The sequence below is a fragment of the Sulfuricurvum sp. PD_MW2 genome (assembly GCF_002633015.1).
Taxonomy (GTDB): domain Bacteria; phylum Campylobacterota; class Campylobacteria; order Campylobacterales; family Sulfurimonadaceae; genus Sulfuricurvum.
The window spans coordinates 1-17304 of the sequence record NZ_NSIU01000032.1; the positions used below are offsets into that span (position 1 = coordinate 1).

At 45.4% G+C, this 17304-nt stretch carries 13 protein-coding genes; 9 read left to right on the forward strand and 4 right to left on the reverse strand.

Features of this window, described 5'->3' with window-relative positions:
* Positions 1–11 precede the first annotated feature (11 nt).
* The 9 genes from CJD30_RS11740 to CJD30_RS10690 all read left to right on the forward strand — a co-directional run bounded on the left by CJD30_RS11740 (position 12) and on the right by CJD30_RS10690 (position 10203).
* On the forward strand, positions 12–104 hold the full coding sequence (locus CJD30_RS11740; RefSeq protein WP_366722939.1) for a hypothetical protein: 93 nt from the start codon (positions 12–14) through the stop codon (positions 102–104).
* A 131-nt stretch (positions 105–235) separates the two neighbouring features.
* Positions 236–1519: a CmpA/NrtA family ABC transporter substrate-binding protein gene (locus CJD30_RS10655; RefSeq protein WP_294918928.1), complete on the forward strand. Its 1284-nt coding sequence runs from the start codon at positions 236–238 to the stop codon at positions 1517–1519.
* A gap of 16 nt (positions 1520–1535) precedes the next feature.
* A complete protein-coding gene (gene ntrB, locus CJD30_RS10660; RefSeq protein WP_294918930.1) occupies positions 1536–2318 on the forward strand; it encodes a nitrate ABC transporter permease in 783 nt (260 codons plus the stop codon).
* Positions 2315–3115 carry an ABC transporter ATP-binding protein gene (locus tag CJD30_RS10665; protein WP_294918932.1) on the forward strand — a complete coding sequence of 267 codons (801 nt, stop codon included), beginning with the start codon at positions 2315–2317 and terminating at the stop codon, positions 3113–3115. The genes ntrB and CJD30_RS10665 overlap by 4 nt, the downstream gene beginning before the upstream one ends.
* Positions 3116–3260: 145 nt before the next feature.
* Entirely contained in the window at positions 3261–4013 is a 753-nt protein-coding gene (cobA, locus tag CJD30_RS10670) for a uroporphyrinogen-III C-methyltransferase (RefSeq protein ID WP_294918934.1), read from the forward strand.
* A gap of 1 nt (position 4014) precedes the next feature.
* A complete protein-coding gene (locus CJD30_RS10675; protein ID WP_294918935.1) occupies positions 4015–5922 on the forward strand; it encodes a ferredoxin--nitrite reductase in 1908 nt (635 codons plus the stop codon).
* Complete coding sequence (locus tag CJD30_RS10680) at positions 5922–7487, forward strand: DmsC/YnfH family molybdoenzyme membrane anchor subunit (RefSeq protein WP_294918937.1); 1566 nt, start codon at positions 5922–5924, stop codon at positions 7485–7487. The genes CJD30_RS10675 and CJD30_RS10680 overlap by 1 nt, the downstream gene beginning before the upstream one ends.
* A 9-nt stretch (positions 7488–7496) precedes the next feature.
* Positions 7497–9794, forward strand: a complete 2298-nt coding sequence (locus tag CJD30_RS10685; protein WP_294918939.1) for a molybdopterin oxidoreductase family protein — start codon at positions 7497–7499, stop codon at positions 9792–9794.
* A complete protein-coding gene (locus CJD30_RS10690; RefSeq protein WP_294918941.1) occupies positions 9757–10203 on the forward strand; it encodes a hypothetical protein in 447 nt (148 codons plus the stop codon). Before CJD30_RS10685 ends, CJD30_RS10690 begins: the two co-directional genes overlap by 38 nt.
* Positions 10204–10210: 7 nt before the next feature.
* Here CJD30_RS10690 and CJD30_RS10695 read toward each other — a convergent pair whose 3' ends face one another.
* The 4 genes from CJD30_RS10695 to CJD30_RS10710 form a co-directional block, all read right to left on the reverse strand.
* Positions 10211–13150, reverse strand: a complete 2940-nt coding sequence (locus CJD30_RS10695; protein WP_294918943.1) for an HNH endonuclease — start codon at positions 13148–13150, stop codon at positions 10211–10213.
* A gap of 105 nt (positions 13151–13255) precedes the next feature.
* Positions 13256–14845, reverse strand: coding sequence for a phosphoglycerate dehydrogenase (gene serA / locus CJD30_RS10700; RefSeq protein WP_294918945.1), 1590 nt, complete (start codon positions 14843–14845; stop codon positions 13256–13258).
* Entirely contained in the window at positions 14845–15330 is a 486-nt protein-coding gene (locus CJD30_RS10705; protein WP_294918946.1) for a hypothetical protein, read from the reverse strand. The genes serA and CJD30_RS10705 overlap by 1 nt, the downstream gene beginning before the upstream one ends.
* Positions 15331–15335: 5 nt before the next feature.
* Positions 15336–16991, reverse strand: a complete 1656-nt coding sequence (locus tag CJD30_RS10710) for a 30S ribosomal protein S1 (RefSeq protein ID WP_294918947.1) — start codon at positions 16989–16991, stop codon at positions 15336–15338.
* Positions 16992–17304: the final 313 nt, after the last annotated feature.

Genomic DNA, 17304 nt, shown 5'->3' on the forward strand with positions numbered 1-17304 from the left:
TACGCTCTCACATATCCCGTCTGCGCAAAAAGCTCAAAGAAGATTTTATAAAAACGTATCGGCAAGAGGGATATATGTGGGAAAATCAAAAAACCATTTTATAGTCATGCTATAAAATTATTATTTTAGATTAAAAGCAAAATATTGTATATTTTTTAATCAACAAATTGCATACTATTTCGGACTTTTTACTCTACAATTATTTCAGACAAAATAGTCTTAATAAGGAGTTCCCATGAAAAGTTTGAATGTTTTAGGAAAAGGTGCATTATTGCTGTCTCTTGCTGCGTCATTTGCAATGGCAGCACCGGAAAAAAAAGATCTAAAAATCGGATTTATCCCCTTGACCGATTGTGCCGTACTGGTGATCGCAAAAGAAAAAGGGTTCTTTGCGAAACACGGTCTCAATGTTGAGTTAAGCAAAGAGGCATCGTGGGCCAATGTGCGTGACAAAATGACCGTCGGAGAACTCGATGCGTCTCACATGCTTGCTGCAATGCCTATCGCATCGACACTCGGTGTGGGTAGCAGTAAAAAAGATATGGTTGCCCTTATGGCATTGGGTCAAAACGGTGATGCGATTACCGTCTCCAACAAAATGTTTGAAGCCATGATGGCAGCTGATCCTGTAGCAACCAAAAAAGGCTCATCAACAGCTCTCAAAAAAGTCATCACCTCTAAAACGATGGGAGTTCCGGAGTTTGGTATGACATTTCCGACAGGTACGCACAACTATCATATCCGCTATTGGATGGCAGCCGGCGGGGTTAATCCGGATACCGACGTAGCACTCAAAGTCGTTCCTCCTCCGCAAATGGTTGCGAACATGACAGCCGGAAATATCGACGGATACTGCGTAGGTGAACCATGGAATCAACGTGCTGTAATGGGGAATATCGGTAAAACGGTTATCACCGGTTATCAGCTCTGGCAAGACGGACCTGAAAAAGTTCTCGGTGTTCAAAAAGAATTTGCAGACAAATATCCCGAAACAACCAAAGAGATGATCAAAGCTCTGATCGAAGCGGGGATGTGGCTCGATGCGTCATGGGAGAACCGCAAAGAGGCATCAGCCATCTTATCGTCTAAATCATACGTCAATGCTCCAAAAGATGTCATTGACAATTCTATGACCGGAACCTATATGTTCACCAACGGAGTCAATACGCCAATGCCAAATTTCAATGTTTTCGGCAAAAAGCAGGCCCTTTATCCTTACTACTCACACGCATTATGGCAAGTGACACAAATGGTACGATGGGGACAGCTCGATAAACCGATTGACATGAAAAAAACCGTCGAAAGCGTTTATCGTCCCGATCTGTTTGCAAAAGCGGCAAAAGAGATGAACTACGCCCTTCCGGCTACACCGTGGAAAGTAGAAACAAAATTTATCGACGGTGTGACGTTTGATCCGAATAAATCGGTGGATTATATCTTCAATGCTCCAATCAAATCGCCGAAAATCACCAAAGAAGCGCTGATGAAAGTGAACACGTGGAAAGTATCCGCTAAATAAAAATTAGGAAAAAAAGATGATTTCAAAATATATAAATCCTGTATTGCTCCCTCTTCTTTTATTGGGGGTCATTATTGCAATATGGTCCTATATCGCGGTACTTATTCCAGGTTTTCCAACTCCCGGCGAAGTATGGAACGAACTCTTGATCGTTCTCTCCGATCCACTTTATGATAACGGAGCTGGAGATCAAGGGATAGCGTTGCAGCTTGGAAATTCTCTTGCACGTGTCTTTGGCGGATTTGCCCTCGCGATTGCGGTGGGGGTTCCGATGGGATTGCTCATCGGAATGTCAAAAAATGCCTATGCGGCGATGAATCCGTACATTCAAATCCTGAAACCGGTATCCCCTCTTGCCTGGCTTCCGCTTGCTTTGTTTGTGTTCAAAGAAGTCAATACAACGGCTATTTTCGTCATTTTCGTTACATCGATTTGGCCGATCATCATCAATACGGCCTTAGGTGTCCGAAGTGTCAGCGAGGATTATCTCAATGTCGCACGCGTGCTTCAACTCAGTCCGTTTGAAAAAGTATTTCAGATTATTTTGCCTGTTGCCGTTCCGTTTATTTTCACAGGGATGCGTCTCTCTTTGGGAATCGCATGGCTTGTTATCGTTGCGGCTGAGATGTTGACCGGCGGTGTCGGTATCGGATTTTGGATTTGGGATGAGTATAACAATCTCAATTATTCCCATATTATTATCGGCATTATCCTTATCGGAGTTATCGGATATATTCTCGATGCCCTGATGGGACTTATCGCCGATTTCTTTGATTATCGTAAGCGAGGGCTCAAATGAGTGCAAAACCTTTTTTAAAAATTGATCATGTCGATAAAGTGTTTCCTCTGGGAGGCGGTAAAGAGTATGTTGCACTACGGGATGTAAAGCTCGATATTCGACAAAACGAAATCGTTTCGATCATCGGACACTCCGGTTGTGGCAAATCGACGATTTTAAATCTCATTGCCGGATTGGACACTATCAGCAACGGAACCATTTTGCTAGAGGACAAACATATCCTCTCCCCTGGACCGGAGCGGGCTGTTGTTTTTCAAAATCACTCACTCCTTCCGTGGTTGAGCGTCTACCAAAATATAGAAATGGCAGTACGCAAAGTCTTGGGTGAAGATCTCTCCCCTAGCGAAATACGTGAGCATGTCATGAAATATATCAGCATGGTCAACCTCGATCATGCCAAAGATAAATATCCCGGTGAGATCAGCGGCGGGATGAAGCAGCGTGTGGGGATCGCGCGAGCCCTCTCGATCCAGCCGAAAGTGCTTTTGATGGATGAACCGTTCGGAGCGCTTGATTCGCTCACACGTGCAAATTTACAGGATCATTTGATGCGGATTCAAATGCAAACCGGAAATACCGTCATCATCATAACCCATGATGTGGATGAAGCGGTTCTACTGAGTGATCGGGTTGTTATGATGACCAACGGTCCGGAAGCTACGATCGGAGAAATTTTGGAAGTGAACCTTCCGCGTCCCCGTAATCGGTTGGAATTGCAACACAATCCTGAATATCTTCGATGCCGTGAAGCGATCATAGAGTTTCTCTATTCTAAATTTGCCAAAGAAGACGAATAAAAGAAAAATTCTTATTTTTCACCCAATGGGTGAAAAAATAACCTCCTCCACATCGCTGATTAAAAAATAATCAAATATTTGCTTTTATTATCTAGCATTTGGACTATTATTTTAAAGACAAAAAAGTCCTAATAAGGAATATCCCATGAACGGAAAACTTTATCTCATCGGTTGCGGGCCGGGTGATGCCGATTTGCTCACCCTCAAAGCCCTCAAAACGATTGAAAAACTCGATATTGCCCTCATCGATCATCTTCTCACCGATGAGATTATCGATCTTATTCCCTCAAAAGCCAAAATCATCTTTGTGGGCAAAGAAAAAGGGAAGCATAGTTTTCCCCAAGATCAAATCAATACGATGATTAGTGAATACGCGAAACAAGGATATACCGTCGGACGTCTCAAATGCGGTGATCCCTATATTTTCGGACGCGGTACCGAAGAAGCCCTATACGCTTCACACCATGGAATCCAAACCGAAGTGATTCCTGGGATTTCATCGGCGCTTTCAGGACCGCTAAGCGTCGGTATAGCTCCGACAGCGAGAGGGATCAGCACCGGTGTCTCTATCGTATCGGCTCATCTCTCGGGAGATCGTGTCAATCTCTCATGGATTCCGATGCTCAAAACACCCGATCATACCACCATCGTATTGATGGGGCTGAGCCGAGCACGCCAGATTGTCAAAGAAGCACTAATGCAAGGGATCGACTCTACATTGCCCGTTGCCATTGTTTCAAACGCTACAATCCTCGATCAAAGTTCGATTGTTACGACACTCGATGGATTGATCAATGCGGCAAAAACAGCACCGAAACCTGCCATTTTAGTTTTTGGCAATGTTGTTAGCCTCTCAACACTATTGCCACACTACGTTTATGAACCTAAGGAGTCTTGATATGACATCGCTTTCTCAAGCCAAAGCTGCACGAAGTACGAAACAGCATAAAACCGAGACGATCAAAGAATCTTTTAGCGCAGCTGAGGCGTGGGAACGGTTGATCGGCTATTCGAAAACAGGGTACAGTTCAATCACTGAAGACGATAAAGATTTTGTCCTCAAAAGCTTCGGTATTTTTGATCGTCCTGCCACACCGGAACGCTTTATGATCCGCGTACGGATATCCGGCGGAGCACTTTCTGTAGATCAAGCAATGAGTCTTGCCCAAGTCGCACAAACATACGGGAAAGATTATATCGATATCACCACACGACAACAGATCGAATTGCGCTATTTGCGAATCGAAGATATTCCATCTGCACTCAAAATTCTCGAAGAGGTCGGTTTAACCAGCTATCAAACGGGTGTCGATAATTTTCGCAATATCCTGATTGATCCGCTCGATGGCCTTGCTATGGATAATTTCATCCCATGCCGTGATATCATGGAAAAAATCCAATCTATCTTTTTGAAAAACGACGAATGGATCACTACCTTGCCGCGTAAATTCAATATCGGATTAAACGGTTCTCTCTCCAATCGGTGCAATATTTTCGGACAAGATTTTGCCCTCTCACTGGCACAAAAAGATGGGCTTTACGGATTTAACCTCTATCTAGGCGGGCGGGTCGGAAACATAGCGCAAGATGCCGATATGTTCGTTACACCTGAAAACACGCCAGAGGTATTCGTAGCCGTCGCAAAACTCTTTAAAACCTATGGTTTTCGTGATAACCGCAATAAAAATCGGCTCAAATTTCTCATTGATGCTGTCGGTATGGATACCTTTCGTTCAGCGATCGAAGAGGAGTTGGGGCATGCAATGCCGCGATCAGGAATCAGTCTCTGCTCGATAGAGGGAGGAGATCATTACGGAAAAATCGCTTTAAAAGACGGAACATATGCTCTCTATGCGGCTATCCCCTCCGGAGTTTTTAGCGGAACGGATCTCTTTCATGCTGCTGAAATAGCTAAAAAACAAAACGGAGCTATACGGCTTACGGTAGAACAAAATCTTATCCTAACAGATATACATGATGAGCAGGATGCATTGCAATCGCCGCTCTTTACCCTCTATCCGAATCGCCCTTCCCCGTATATGGCGAATCTGATCGCTTGTGCCGGAACTGAGCATTGCCCGTTTGGAGTAATCCCTAACAAACCGGATGCAATCACAATGGGGCGTTATCTTAGCCAAGAAGTGCCCATCGACGATGCAAAAGTTCGGCTTTATTGGTCTGCTTGTATCAAAGGATGCGGTATTCACGGCGCGGGTGATCTCGGATTTGTAGGGTGCAAAGTGCCGCGTGATGGGAAAACACTCTTGGGTGTCGATATTTTCATCGGAGGAAGCCTGAGTGCTGAGAGTGCAGAAGGACATCTGCTTCTCAAAGGAATTGTTCTAGAAGAGGCTCGAGAGTTTGTGGCGGAATTGATGCGTCAATATCGTGATTTACGGACATCAAAAGAGAGTTTAGAAGCATTTATCCGCCGTTTGCAAATCCGTTATAGCAATTATGCCATCGGTTTTCTCATGCGGTGGAATCGTACCATGAGACGCAAGTCGCTCGATCCGATGCTCCAGTTCAACCTTAAAACTCACGGTGGAAGTCACAAAGAGAGCGATGAAATTTTCACCTATGGACTCTCGCTCGTTCATACGATAAGCGGTTTGAGAGCCTATGAAGTAGAAGATCCTTTTTTAGAAGGGAAAAAACCGTTTGCTTTTAATCCTAAGACACTCTCACAAGAGTATCTCCCGTACAAAGAGATGATCGAAAAAATGGTCCATCCCAATCCGATGCAACGTTATCAGGTCTTTACCGAAATCGTAAGTGATCTCGCAGCATTGGAATCGAGCCTCTAATGGAACCTACACCGCTTGAATCCTTTATCGATCATAAAACCAAAACAAACATGCAGTGCGGGAACTATTCGATCGATCTGCCTGCGTTGAATGCGGGGGAACAATACCGCTTTCATTTTGATGCAACGGCGTGTGTCGGATGCCGATGCTGCGAAGTAGCGTGCAATGAGCAAAACAACAACCCTTCCAATATCAAATGGCGCCGTGTAGGAGAAATGGAGGGGGGAACGTTTCCCGATACCCTTTTACTCTTCAACTCCATGAGCTGTAATCACTGTATCGACCCCGCCTGTCTCATCGGATGCCCTACGAACAGCTATATCAAATTCGATAATGGTATTGTCTTTCATGACGACCCAAGCTGTATCGGATGCCAATACTGTACGTGGAACTGTCCTTACGGTGTACCGACCTATCATGCCGAACGCCATATCGTCACCAAATGTCATATGTGTCATGAACGGCTCGCTATCGGGCAATCTCCTGCCTGTGTACAAGCATGTCCATCGGGTGCGATCGAAATTGAAACGGTTAATATTGCAGAATGGAAAGAGACACACATCGATGAAGCCGCAAATATGCCTCATCTGCCTGATGCACGTCTCACCTGTTCAACAACCCGATTTACCTTGCCAAAAAACATGCCGGACACCATGATCAGAGCCGATGAGCACCATCTCAAGGCCTCGCACAGTGAACTGCCTCTTGTATTTATGACGGTATTTACTCAAATCTCTTTAGGGGCATTCGGAGCTTTATGTCTCGGAGATATTCTCTCCCTTTTCGGTTTTTTTGAACCGACATGGATGTTTGCGCTGATCGCACTCATACCTGCCGCGTTGGGTCTCCCGCTCTCTGCGTTGCATCTGGGACGACCGATCAGGGCGATGAGTGCTATGAAAAATCTCCGTACGAGTTGGCTCAGCCGTGAAGCCGCCGCTTTGGGAGGTTTTTTGCTCTTGATGCTTCTTACAACTGCTTTGTATTACGTCGATGCGGCTGTCTCGTTGCGGATCGTATCAGAAACGATAGCCCTTGGCGTAGGTGCATACGGTATTCATGCACAAGCTATGATCTACCGTATCCCTGCTCGCCCCGCATGGGATAGAATCAGTACCAACCGCAAATTTTTCACCACAACCTATAGCGGCTTTTTTTTGATGGCATTTACTTTACTCGTTTTTGGAGACCCTGCTTCGGCAACGCCGTTACTCAGTGTTGCCATGATCCTTGCGGTGATGCACGGTTTTTTCACCTATGAGGCATACCGTGAGCTCAAAACCGCTTCCGCAGTCCCGTTGGCAAAGAGTTACCGATTGTATCATGAGACATTTGCAACCATTCATAAAGCCCGATGGAGCAGTTTTGTGCTGGGTGCATTTGTCTTCCCGCTTCTTGCAACCCTTTTTATGGCATCAGGGACGCTGGATACTGCCATATTGACCTTGAGTATCGCTTTTTTACTGGTACTGCTGTCAGAATTGGCAGATCGCTTTTTATTTTATACGACCGTCGTTCCGCTCTCCATGGCGGGTGGTTTTTTCGTCGGTACCCAACGAGATTAGGAGCACACTATGTTTTCAACCATCAAAAATTTCTTGGGGCTTGATATCAAAGCATCCAAATATTCGCTGTGTGACGATCCGTTATTCGGACGTATCGCAAGCGAAAAAAAACCGGACAAATGGGTATTTTCCACCTGTGGCTATTGCGGTGTCGGATGCGGCCTCTACATTGGCGTCAAAGAGGGTCGTGCCGTCTACACAAAAGGAAATCCATCGCATAACGTCAATATGGGGACACTCTGTCCGAAGGGGTTGAGCGAGCATCAAATGATCACCTCCCCAAACCGTATTCTCTCCCCTCTTATCAAAACAGACTCAACACTGCGTCGAGCGACATGGGATGAAGCATTCACCAAAGTCTCCGAAACATTTAAATCGATCAGTGCCACCCACGGTCCTCGCGCTATCGGGGTGCTCTCGAGCGGTCAGCTTTTGAGCGAAGAGTTCTATGCCTTGGGAAAACTGGTTCAACTGGGGCTTCGAACTAACAATTATGATGGGAATACGACCCTCTGTATGGCTTCCGCGGTAGCCGGATACAAACAATCTCTGGGTTCAGACGGACCTACCGGGTCATATGAGGATTTCGAACGCGCCGATGTTATCGTCCTCGTTGGGGCGAATATTGCCGACAACCACCCGATACTCAAACTCCACATTGCCAAGAATATTAAACAACCGAAAATCGTCGTGATCGATCCGCGTCGAAGCAAAACGGCGCAGATGGCAGATATCTTTATACCTCTCAAACCGCGTACCGATCTGGCATTGTTTAACGGCTTGGCCTATATTGTTCTCGAACAAGGATGGGAAAATACAGAGTATCTCAAAAAGAACGTTACCGGATTGGGCGATTTACGCCAACACCTCCAAAACTACCCTCCGCAGGAAGTCGCCAATATCACAGGAATCGATGTCAAAACCCTCTATGAGCTCGCCCGTCTCATCGCCGGATCACCATCAGCCCTCACGGCATGGACGATGGGAGTCAACCAATCATTTATGGGAACCGATACTGTCAGTGCGATTATCAATCTTCATCTCCTCACCGGCCAAATCGGCCGTCCCGGAGCTGCACCGTTTTCGATTACGGGTCAATGCAATGCCATGGGGACACGTGAGAGCGGATTTACCTCATCACTTCCGGGATATCGCAACTACGGCGATCTCAAAGCAGCCCAAGAGTATGCCGACATCATCAATGTGCCCCTCGATATTATCCCAACATCCCGAGGGTACAAATACGCAGAAATCATCGAAGCGATCGAACGTGGAGAGATCAAAGCCCTGTGGATTGTTGCCACCAATCCATTGGTCAGTTTCGTGGATCAAACACGGCTGCGCACTGCCCTCTCCAAACTTGATCTTCTTGTTGTCCAAGATGCTTTTATGTCCGATACGGCACAGATTGCCGATGTCGTTTTTTCGGCTGCAACCTGGGGAGAAAAAGAGGGAACCTATACCAATTCCGAACGCCGTTGCAACCGGGTGAACAAAGCGATCAATCCTCCGGGCGAAGCCAAAAGCGATTTCGATATTTTTCTTGAGTTCAGCACCTATTTTGATGGCGTCAATGAACTTCTTTATCCTAACTGGAAAAGTCCATCTGATGCATTTGAGGAATGGAAACAGGTAAGCCGTAACCAACTGTGCGATTATTCGGGAATCACCTATGAAATGCTCGAAAAACACGGCGGGATTCAATGGCCCTGCAATGCATCTTTCCCTGTAGGCTCACCTCGACTCTATACTCCCGACATTGCGTTTCGAAGCGTCGATGGCAAAGCCAAACTTCTGCCCTTAGAGTGGATACCTCTGCAGAGTTCTGCGTCATTCCCGATTATCCTCAATACCGGACGAACGGTAGAACAATGGCACACCCGAACCAAAACACGCGATATCGAGATTCTCAACGCTCTTGCTCCCGAAGCTTGGGTCGACATCAATCCTGCCGATGCCGCAGAACTCCAGGTCAAAAGCGGCGATCGTCTCTCTATCAGTTCACCCTTGGGACGTGTCGATAATATTGTCGTACGTGTCACACAAACGGTTCGAGAGGGAAATGTATTCGTCCCGTTTCATTTCAATACACAGCTGATCAATACACTCGCACCGAGCCTATTTTGCCCAAAATCGGGCGAACCGAATTTCAAACAAAGCGCTGTTCAACTCCATTCGTCCAAAGTTCCGGAAGGAATCCGTATCAAACCGCAACAGATCAAAGGAGAACTCCAACTCCATAGAACTGAATCATCTCAGGAAGCCCTCTATGATGAGAATCGCCCTCTCAACCGATGCCGACAATAACGTTTATGGCTATAATCCCTGCAGCGGAAGTCAATTTGCCATTTATGAAGTCTTCGGAACACGACATGACATACACTACCGTTTTGTGCAAAACTGCATCAACCCCTGGGAACGCTGTCAGGGGGTCATGGTCAAAGACCCGGCTATGAAATCGTGCACATGCGACAAAACGCTACTACACGATCCTCAACATATTCATGATCACTACGCTATTTTAGAAGCGATCGGAAAATGCGATTATCTGATTGCAAAGAGCTACTGTATCAATACGTTCTATGCCCTTCAAAACGTCGGGATCAAGATCCATAAGATCCCACCGTTTCTCATGAGCGCAGAAGATGCAATCAAGCATTTTTTAATCGCGACCGACATTGCCAAAGATATGCAGAGTATCCAAAACACTCTCTAAAAGCAATTTAGAGATCGTCTTTCAACGCGCTTTCACTGTAACTAAGTCTCAATCCATCTTCGCTCATAACAAACCCGTGAATGGCGATTTTCCCCTCATGCACGAGTCTGTGGTGCTTTGAACAAAGGGGGATTAAATTGTAGCGGTGATTCATCCCGAAATGCCCTATCGATCCCCCATCGTCCGCGTTGGCCTGTGGGACGATATGGTGGACTTCATCGACCGCTTGATCACACAGTGCACATTTTGTAAGATAGAGCTTCGTATTGTATCGGCTCTTTTTTTCCCGTTTCAGCATCGAGGCTTCGTGGGTTTTATCGGTTATGCGCCCCCGGATTTCATACGCCTTTTTCAAAAAGGTCTCATCCATATGGAGCGATTTGGCAAATTCCAGCCCGTACAGCGTCGAGCCGCTTCCGTTTTTCAGCTTACGATCGTATATCAGTTTATCGCTGGCCTCATCGTAATACACCCCCAGATGGAGTAGTACGATCTCACGGGCTTTTTGGATTTCCGCCAACGATGAGAGCTGATGCAAATGGGTAGCAAAGATAAACATACTTCCAATTTCACGGAGTTTCAGAATCGCACTGGCTACGATTGCGAGAGCCGATTCGGTCTCTGTGCCGTGACTGATCTCATCACCGAGGATGAGAGTATTCTCCGTAGCCCGGTTGAAGATATTGCGTAGTTCGAGCATCTCCACCGCAAACGTTGAAAGCCCTTTGTAGAGGTTATCCTTGCTCACAATGCGGGTAAGGAGCTTATCGACCGGCGCAAATCGCATCAAAGCACACGGAACATAAAATCCCGCCTGAGCCATCACCACTGAGAGCCCGATACTCTTCATCAGAGAGGATTTACCGCTCGAGTTGATCCCATAGAGGAGTACCCCTTTGACATCTTCACCGTTCTCCAGCGTCGGATGTTCCTCAAAGCTATGATGTTGCGCCGCTCCCAAGAAAAGATCGTTCGGGATAAAAATCCCGTTCTCTTCGCGCGATTCGATGAGCGGATGGCGCAATCCCACCGTCTCGATAAACGCTTTTGGCGAAGGGATGATTTTCGGACGGCTATAGCGGTATTGCGCAGCACACTTCGCACCGCTCAAGGAAACGTCCACAACCGCCAAAAAAGAGATCAGATGCTCGATCGCATGTGAAAAGCGCTTTTCGATCATTTCGAGCTGCTCGCGGTAACGCTCTTTGACTTGCGCAATCATACGCGATTTGGCACCCGCGTTTTCGATAGAGAGCTCATCGAGAAGATTGGAGGTGAGTTTCACCGCTGTTTTGAGTTTGCGTACCTGAAAATCACGGAAAAAGTAGTGCTGATTCTCCAACGTGAAAAAACTGTTGTGAAGTGCCTCTTCGACACTCACGTAGCGGTTACGGGTCATCAGCAGATGATATCCCTCGCTCTCCAGCCATCCGATCGAAGCGTATGACCCCTCCCCTTCGAAAAAGGTGTCGATATGCTCGATAATCGTCCCCAATTTCAAAAGATTGTTTTGCTGCAGCGCTTCGAGCGCATCGATGGAGGGATCGATCCCCTCTTGAAAGAGGTTTTCATCCACCTGATCGCGTCGGAATTTCGCACACGCATCGATATTGAAAATCCGTCTCAGCTCCGATGCGCACTGGATACACTCTTGCGCACTGGTTTTGTCATAAGCGATTTTGAGCCGATCGGCCTCAGCAAACAATGATTCTGCCGCACTCAGTGACGTGTAAAAATAGGCTAACTCAAACGGGTGCAGTTTACCGAGTTTCAAACGGCGTAAAATCCTCTCCAGATCGTACACTTCTTTGAGTTTCGTCTCCAACGGCGCGATGTGTTCGGACATTTTATCGATCAGATCGTAGCGCTCTTCGAGCAATTTCGTATCGCAAATCGGATTGAGCAACCGCTCACGCAACAGCCGTTTACCCATTGCCGTGGAGGTTTTATCGATGAGTTTGAGGAGTGTCATCTCATCATGATCGCGCGAAATGATCCCCAACTGCTCCGCCGCATTGTTCCCCAAATACATGTAGCGGTTCGTTCCCAAAAACGTCGGGCGGTTCATCTTCTCGATAATCGCCGGATCATGATCGATGATAACGTTGATGAGGATACACAGTGACTCGGAAGCGTACGGATAACGCTCTAAGTCCAAATACTCGATGGGGCTGAGAAGCGAGCGGATCTGATAGATCCGTCCAAACAATTCGTTTTGATAATCGATCCGCAGGCGTTTTTCGTTTTGTGAGGTTCGATGGTGATTTTTGATCTCCAGATAACGGCTCACTTCGTCTCGGTCGATATCTCCCGCACAAAACGTTACGACCACTTCCGAGGTTTGATAGCTTTGCAGCAGGGTAAACACCTCATCGAGTGCATACGTTTTATCTTCACGGGTTCCGTGTATCTCGTTGATGAGGGTTTTTCCGGTTCCAACATCGATCGCCGAATACCCGATCGAATAGACACCGTTATTTTGATCGATCAAAAGCGAGGCGATATAGTTCTCACTCGCTTCGGCTATGTAGTCAAAATTGGTCCCCGGAGAGATGATATTAGAGATATAGCGGCGGATATTGGGGACTTCACCTTGTTGACGGACAAGGACGATGGTATATTTTTTCGATTGTACCAAACGGCTGAGATAGCGCTCGATGGAGACGGTCGGAACCCCTGCGAGGAGAGGATTTTGGATCGAATTTTCGAGGATTGTTTTGTTTTTACGGGTGAGTTGGATATTGAGAAACTCGGCAACCTCTTTCGCCTTACCGATTTTCATCTCTTCGTTATTGACTTCGTAAACTTCGAAGAATGATCCCACTTCGATGATGACGAGAGTATCAGAACCGTATTTTGCCTCACACGCGACTTGGAGTTCAAAATAGATTTCGGAGAGGAGCTTTTTCTTGTCGTTTAGTATCGCTCCAATCTCTTCTGTACTCATCATCTCTCCGCGTAAAAAAGTATTTTATTATAACGGAAGGGGGCTAAAAGAAGAGTATAACAGCATATAATGAAAAAATTCCCGCATAGCGGGAAGAAAAAAAATTTAGATACGTGCGTAAGAGACGCTGATACAAGCGTTAAGAGCAGAGAGTTCTTTGAGTGTTTTGTCGCTAACGGAAGAATCAACAATAATCACCGCTAACGCTTCACCGTTTTTATTGCGTCCTAGACGGAAGTCGGCAATATTGACGTTATGAGCGCCCAAGAGTGTTCCAACTTGTCCGATGACACCCGGCACATCGGTATTTTTGAAAAGAATCATGTTTCCGGTAGGTTCAACATCAACACCAAAGCCGTTGATATCAACGATACGCTGTACATCATCCCCAAACATAGTTGCACTGAGTTCGATAGCTTCTTTGTCTGTAGTCAGTTTAACCGTCACAAGGTTTTTATACACAGGACTCTCCGGAAGCTCTTCCGTCTCAACTTTGATTCCGCGCTCTTTTGCCACGAAATCTGCATTGACGTAGTTGATTGTCTCGCCAGACATATCAGCCAACGCCCCAACCGTAACGAATGTTGCAAGAGATGGAAGATATTCAGCGATATCTCCTCGACCGCTTACTTTGATCGATACGATCGGTGCTTTGTTGATTTGAGCACTCAAGAAACCGATTTTTTGAACCATTTCTAGGAATGGTTTAACAAATGCAGGGATTTTGGTCTCATCAATCGGAAGGTTCAACGCATGCGGATACGCAATCCCTTTTGCCGCTTCAATCGCTTGTTGAGCCGCTTCTACCGCAATGTTATATTGTGATTCGAATGTATTCGCCCCAAGGTGCGGAGAAACCGTCACATTGTCCAAATCAAGAAGTTTGTGATCAATTGCCGGTTCTTTGTTAAATACATCGATACCCGCAAAACGGATTTTCCCTGATGTTAGACCATCGTACAACGCTTCCTCGTCATACAATCCGCCGCGCGCACAGTTGATGAGGACAACGCCGTCTTTCATTTTTGCGATCTCATCGGCACCGATCATACCGACAGTCTCTTTGTTTTTCGGTGTATGGATCGTAATGATGTCACATGCCAAGATATCATCAAAATTAGTCGTATATTTCACACCGACATCGGTCGCTTTTGATGGATGGATATACGGATCATACGCGATTACGTCCATCTCAAACGCTTTTGAGCGGATACCCACACGGCTACCGATATTACCGAAACCGATAACACCCAATTTTTTCCCTTTCAACTCATACCCGTACCATTTTTCACGTTTCCAAATACGTTGATTTTTCAAATGATCGTGGGAGTACGGGAACATACGCATACATGAGAGCATGTGCGTCATGGTGAGTTCAACGGCAGCAATAGTATTTGCCGTAGGGACATTCATAACGATAATCCCCTCTTTCGAACATCCCGGAATATCAACGTTATCAACACCGACACCAGCACGAACGATCGCTTTCATTTTTCCTTTTACCGCGTTGATGAATTTCTCATCGACATCGGTAGAACTACGTGTGATAGCGACATCTGCATCTTTGATAACGTCCAAAAGGGCTGTTTTGTCCATGTCAGCAGCAAATACCATATCGATTTTATCATCGCGGCGTAAAAGGTTCAATCCCTCTTCATGGATATGATCACATACAACAATTTTAAATTTTTCCATTATTTTTCCTCACTGTAAGGCGATAGTTTCGCCGTGATTTGGTAGGTTTTTAGTTTAGTTACAAGAGATTGCAATGCAGATTTATCTGTTGAATCAACCATAATAGTTTGAACATCTCCTTCATTTTGCGTCACATAAGGGAGATCTGTTTTTTTCAACTCTTCTTTACACTGTAAAAGTTCATCTGAATTTTTTGGCTTGATTATCAGTCGGTATAAATCCAAATCACTATTTTTATCTCCCATATCGAGTTTTAGCGTAACTTCGTTAACGGGATATAAATAATTATCTTCTCCACCCTTTGAAAAGTGTCTGATCCAACTTCCGATACGATCTTTCAACCCTACTACAGAGGTTGTTTCTTCCGTCGCATCGGCAGAATGAACTTTTGGTGCAGCGGGATTAATCTCCACCAAAAAAAGCGCGATAAAAAGTGCCACACCAAAGGCGATCAGAGGAATCAGCCAATAAGCAGCACGTCGCATGAAAATTATTTCAACTGATCTTTAATCAAATCACCAAGGCTGTGCGAATCGTTGTCATTGATTTCATCTAACATTTTTTGGTCGTTAAGACGCTCTAATTTTTTGACCGAAAGACGGATACGGTCACGTTTTGCATCAATTACCAAAATTGCTGCTTCAATCGTTTGTCCGATTTCAAGCTCTTCAGCGATAAGCGGGTAAAGATCTTCGTTACGGATAAGAGCGTCAACGCCCCCTTCCAATGAAACGAATACACCAAAATCTTTTACATCACGAACGGTTGCTTTTACAACTTCATTCATTTTGTGTTTTGCTGCAAATTGATCGATCGGCGATTCTTCAAGCGATTTACGGTTCAAAGAGATTTTCTCATCTTCCGCATTGATTTTTGCGATTTTCACTTCGATCTCTTCACCCACTTTGAGGGTATCTTTACATTTGATGTTTTTATCCCATGAAAGATCTTGATTGTGCAACAATCCCTCTACGCCGCCAACTTTTACGAATGCTCCAAAATCAGTCAATGAAGTGACTGTACCGGTAACAACATCACCCTCTTTGCATTTTTTGGTGAACTCTTCAAACGGTTTTGGTTGAAGACGTTTGTACGATACACGCAATTTGTGTGTTTTTGAGTTGATTTCGATAACTTCTACATCGATCTCTTGACCAACGGTGAGGTAATCTTTAGGGTGCTTGATGTTTTTATCCCATGTGATTTCAGAGATGTGCAAGAACCCTTCGATATCGTTCCCAAGGTCAACGAAAATACCGTACGGCTCGATGTTGCTGACAGTAACAGTGATGGTATCACCCTCTTCCAATGCCTCTTCTACTTCTTGCCACGGATCGGATTGAACCGCTTTGATAGAGAGTGAAAGATGACGTTTGTCTTTGTCGTATGCGATAGCTTTTACGTTGACAACATCACCCTCTTTGTACAATTTAGACGGGTTAACCGGCCCTTTGTAACTGATCTCGTTGTAGTGCACCAAACCATCAATTCCGCCTACATCGACAAACATACCGTAGCTGGTGATTTTTTTGACGGTACCTTGGATAATTTTATCCTCTTCCATCAACGCATCGATTACTTCTTTTTTGCGTTTACGCTCATCGTTGAAAAGTTTGCGGCGAGAAACGACGATTGACGCCTCAGCCGGATCGATTTTAACCACTTGTGCTTTAATGGTTTTACCAACGACTTGATCAGTCTCTTTGAACGCCGCCAATGAACGCGGAAGGAAGAAATGGACATCGTCCGCTTCCAAAAGATATCCGCCTTTGTTTTTCTTGGTCACTAACGCTTCGATCACAACCGATTCGAAATCTTCTTTGTGTGCATTAATAAACGCAAGTGTTTTCTCTTGCTCAAGTACTTTTTTATACGAAATTTTTGGACGCTCATTGTAGTGTCCCATTACCATTACCGTAATTTTATCGCCGACATTGAACAAAAGTTTGCCCTCTGCATCACGAATTTCATCCAGTGAAAGGATACCCTCAAGTTTCTCACCAACGCCTACCAATGCGCGGTTGTCTCCCTCTTGGATCTCTACTACTTCACCTTCTGTAATGCGTGTAGATTCTTGCTCTTTGAAAGATGCCTCTAACATCTCAGCAAAATTTTCTTCTTCGAACGATTCGTTATCGAAAGCCATGCCTATTCCCTTGTAACTAAAAATTGGCTGATTATAGCGAAAAAATGCTTGATTTTGGTTTTATGCTGTAGAAATATCCGATAAAGACGTAGAGTTAATTGAAAAAGATAAAGATTGGCGGGTCAAGATAAATACGGGGAAATATCCCCGGAGATTCATTAGAATCTCATCATCCCTTGGATAAGGAATTTGTTTTTGTTGGTCGAGAAATCAGCTTCAGAGGTAGGAGTTCTTTCACTTCCGAAACCGTGAGCGAGGGTTGCTTTGAGATCGAAGTTTTGGTAGCTGAGTGTATACCCTACTCCCAGTGCAT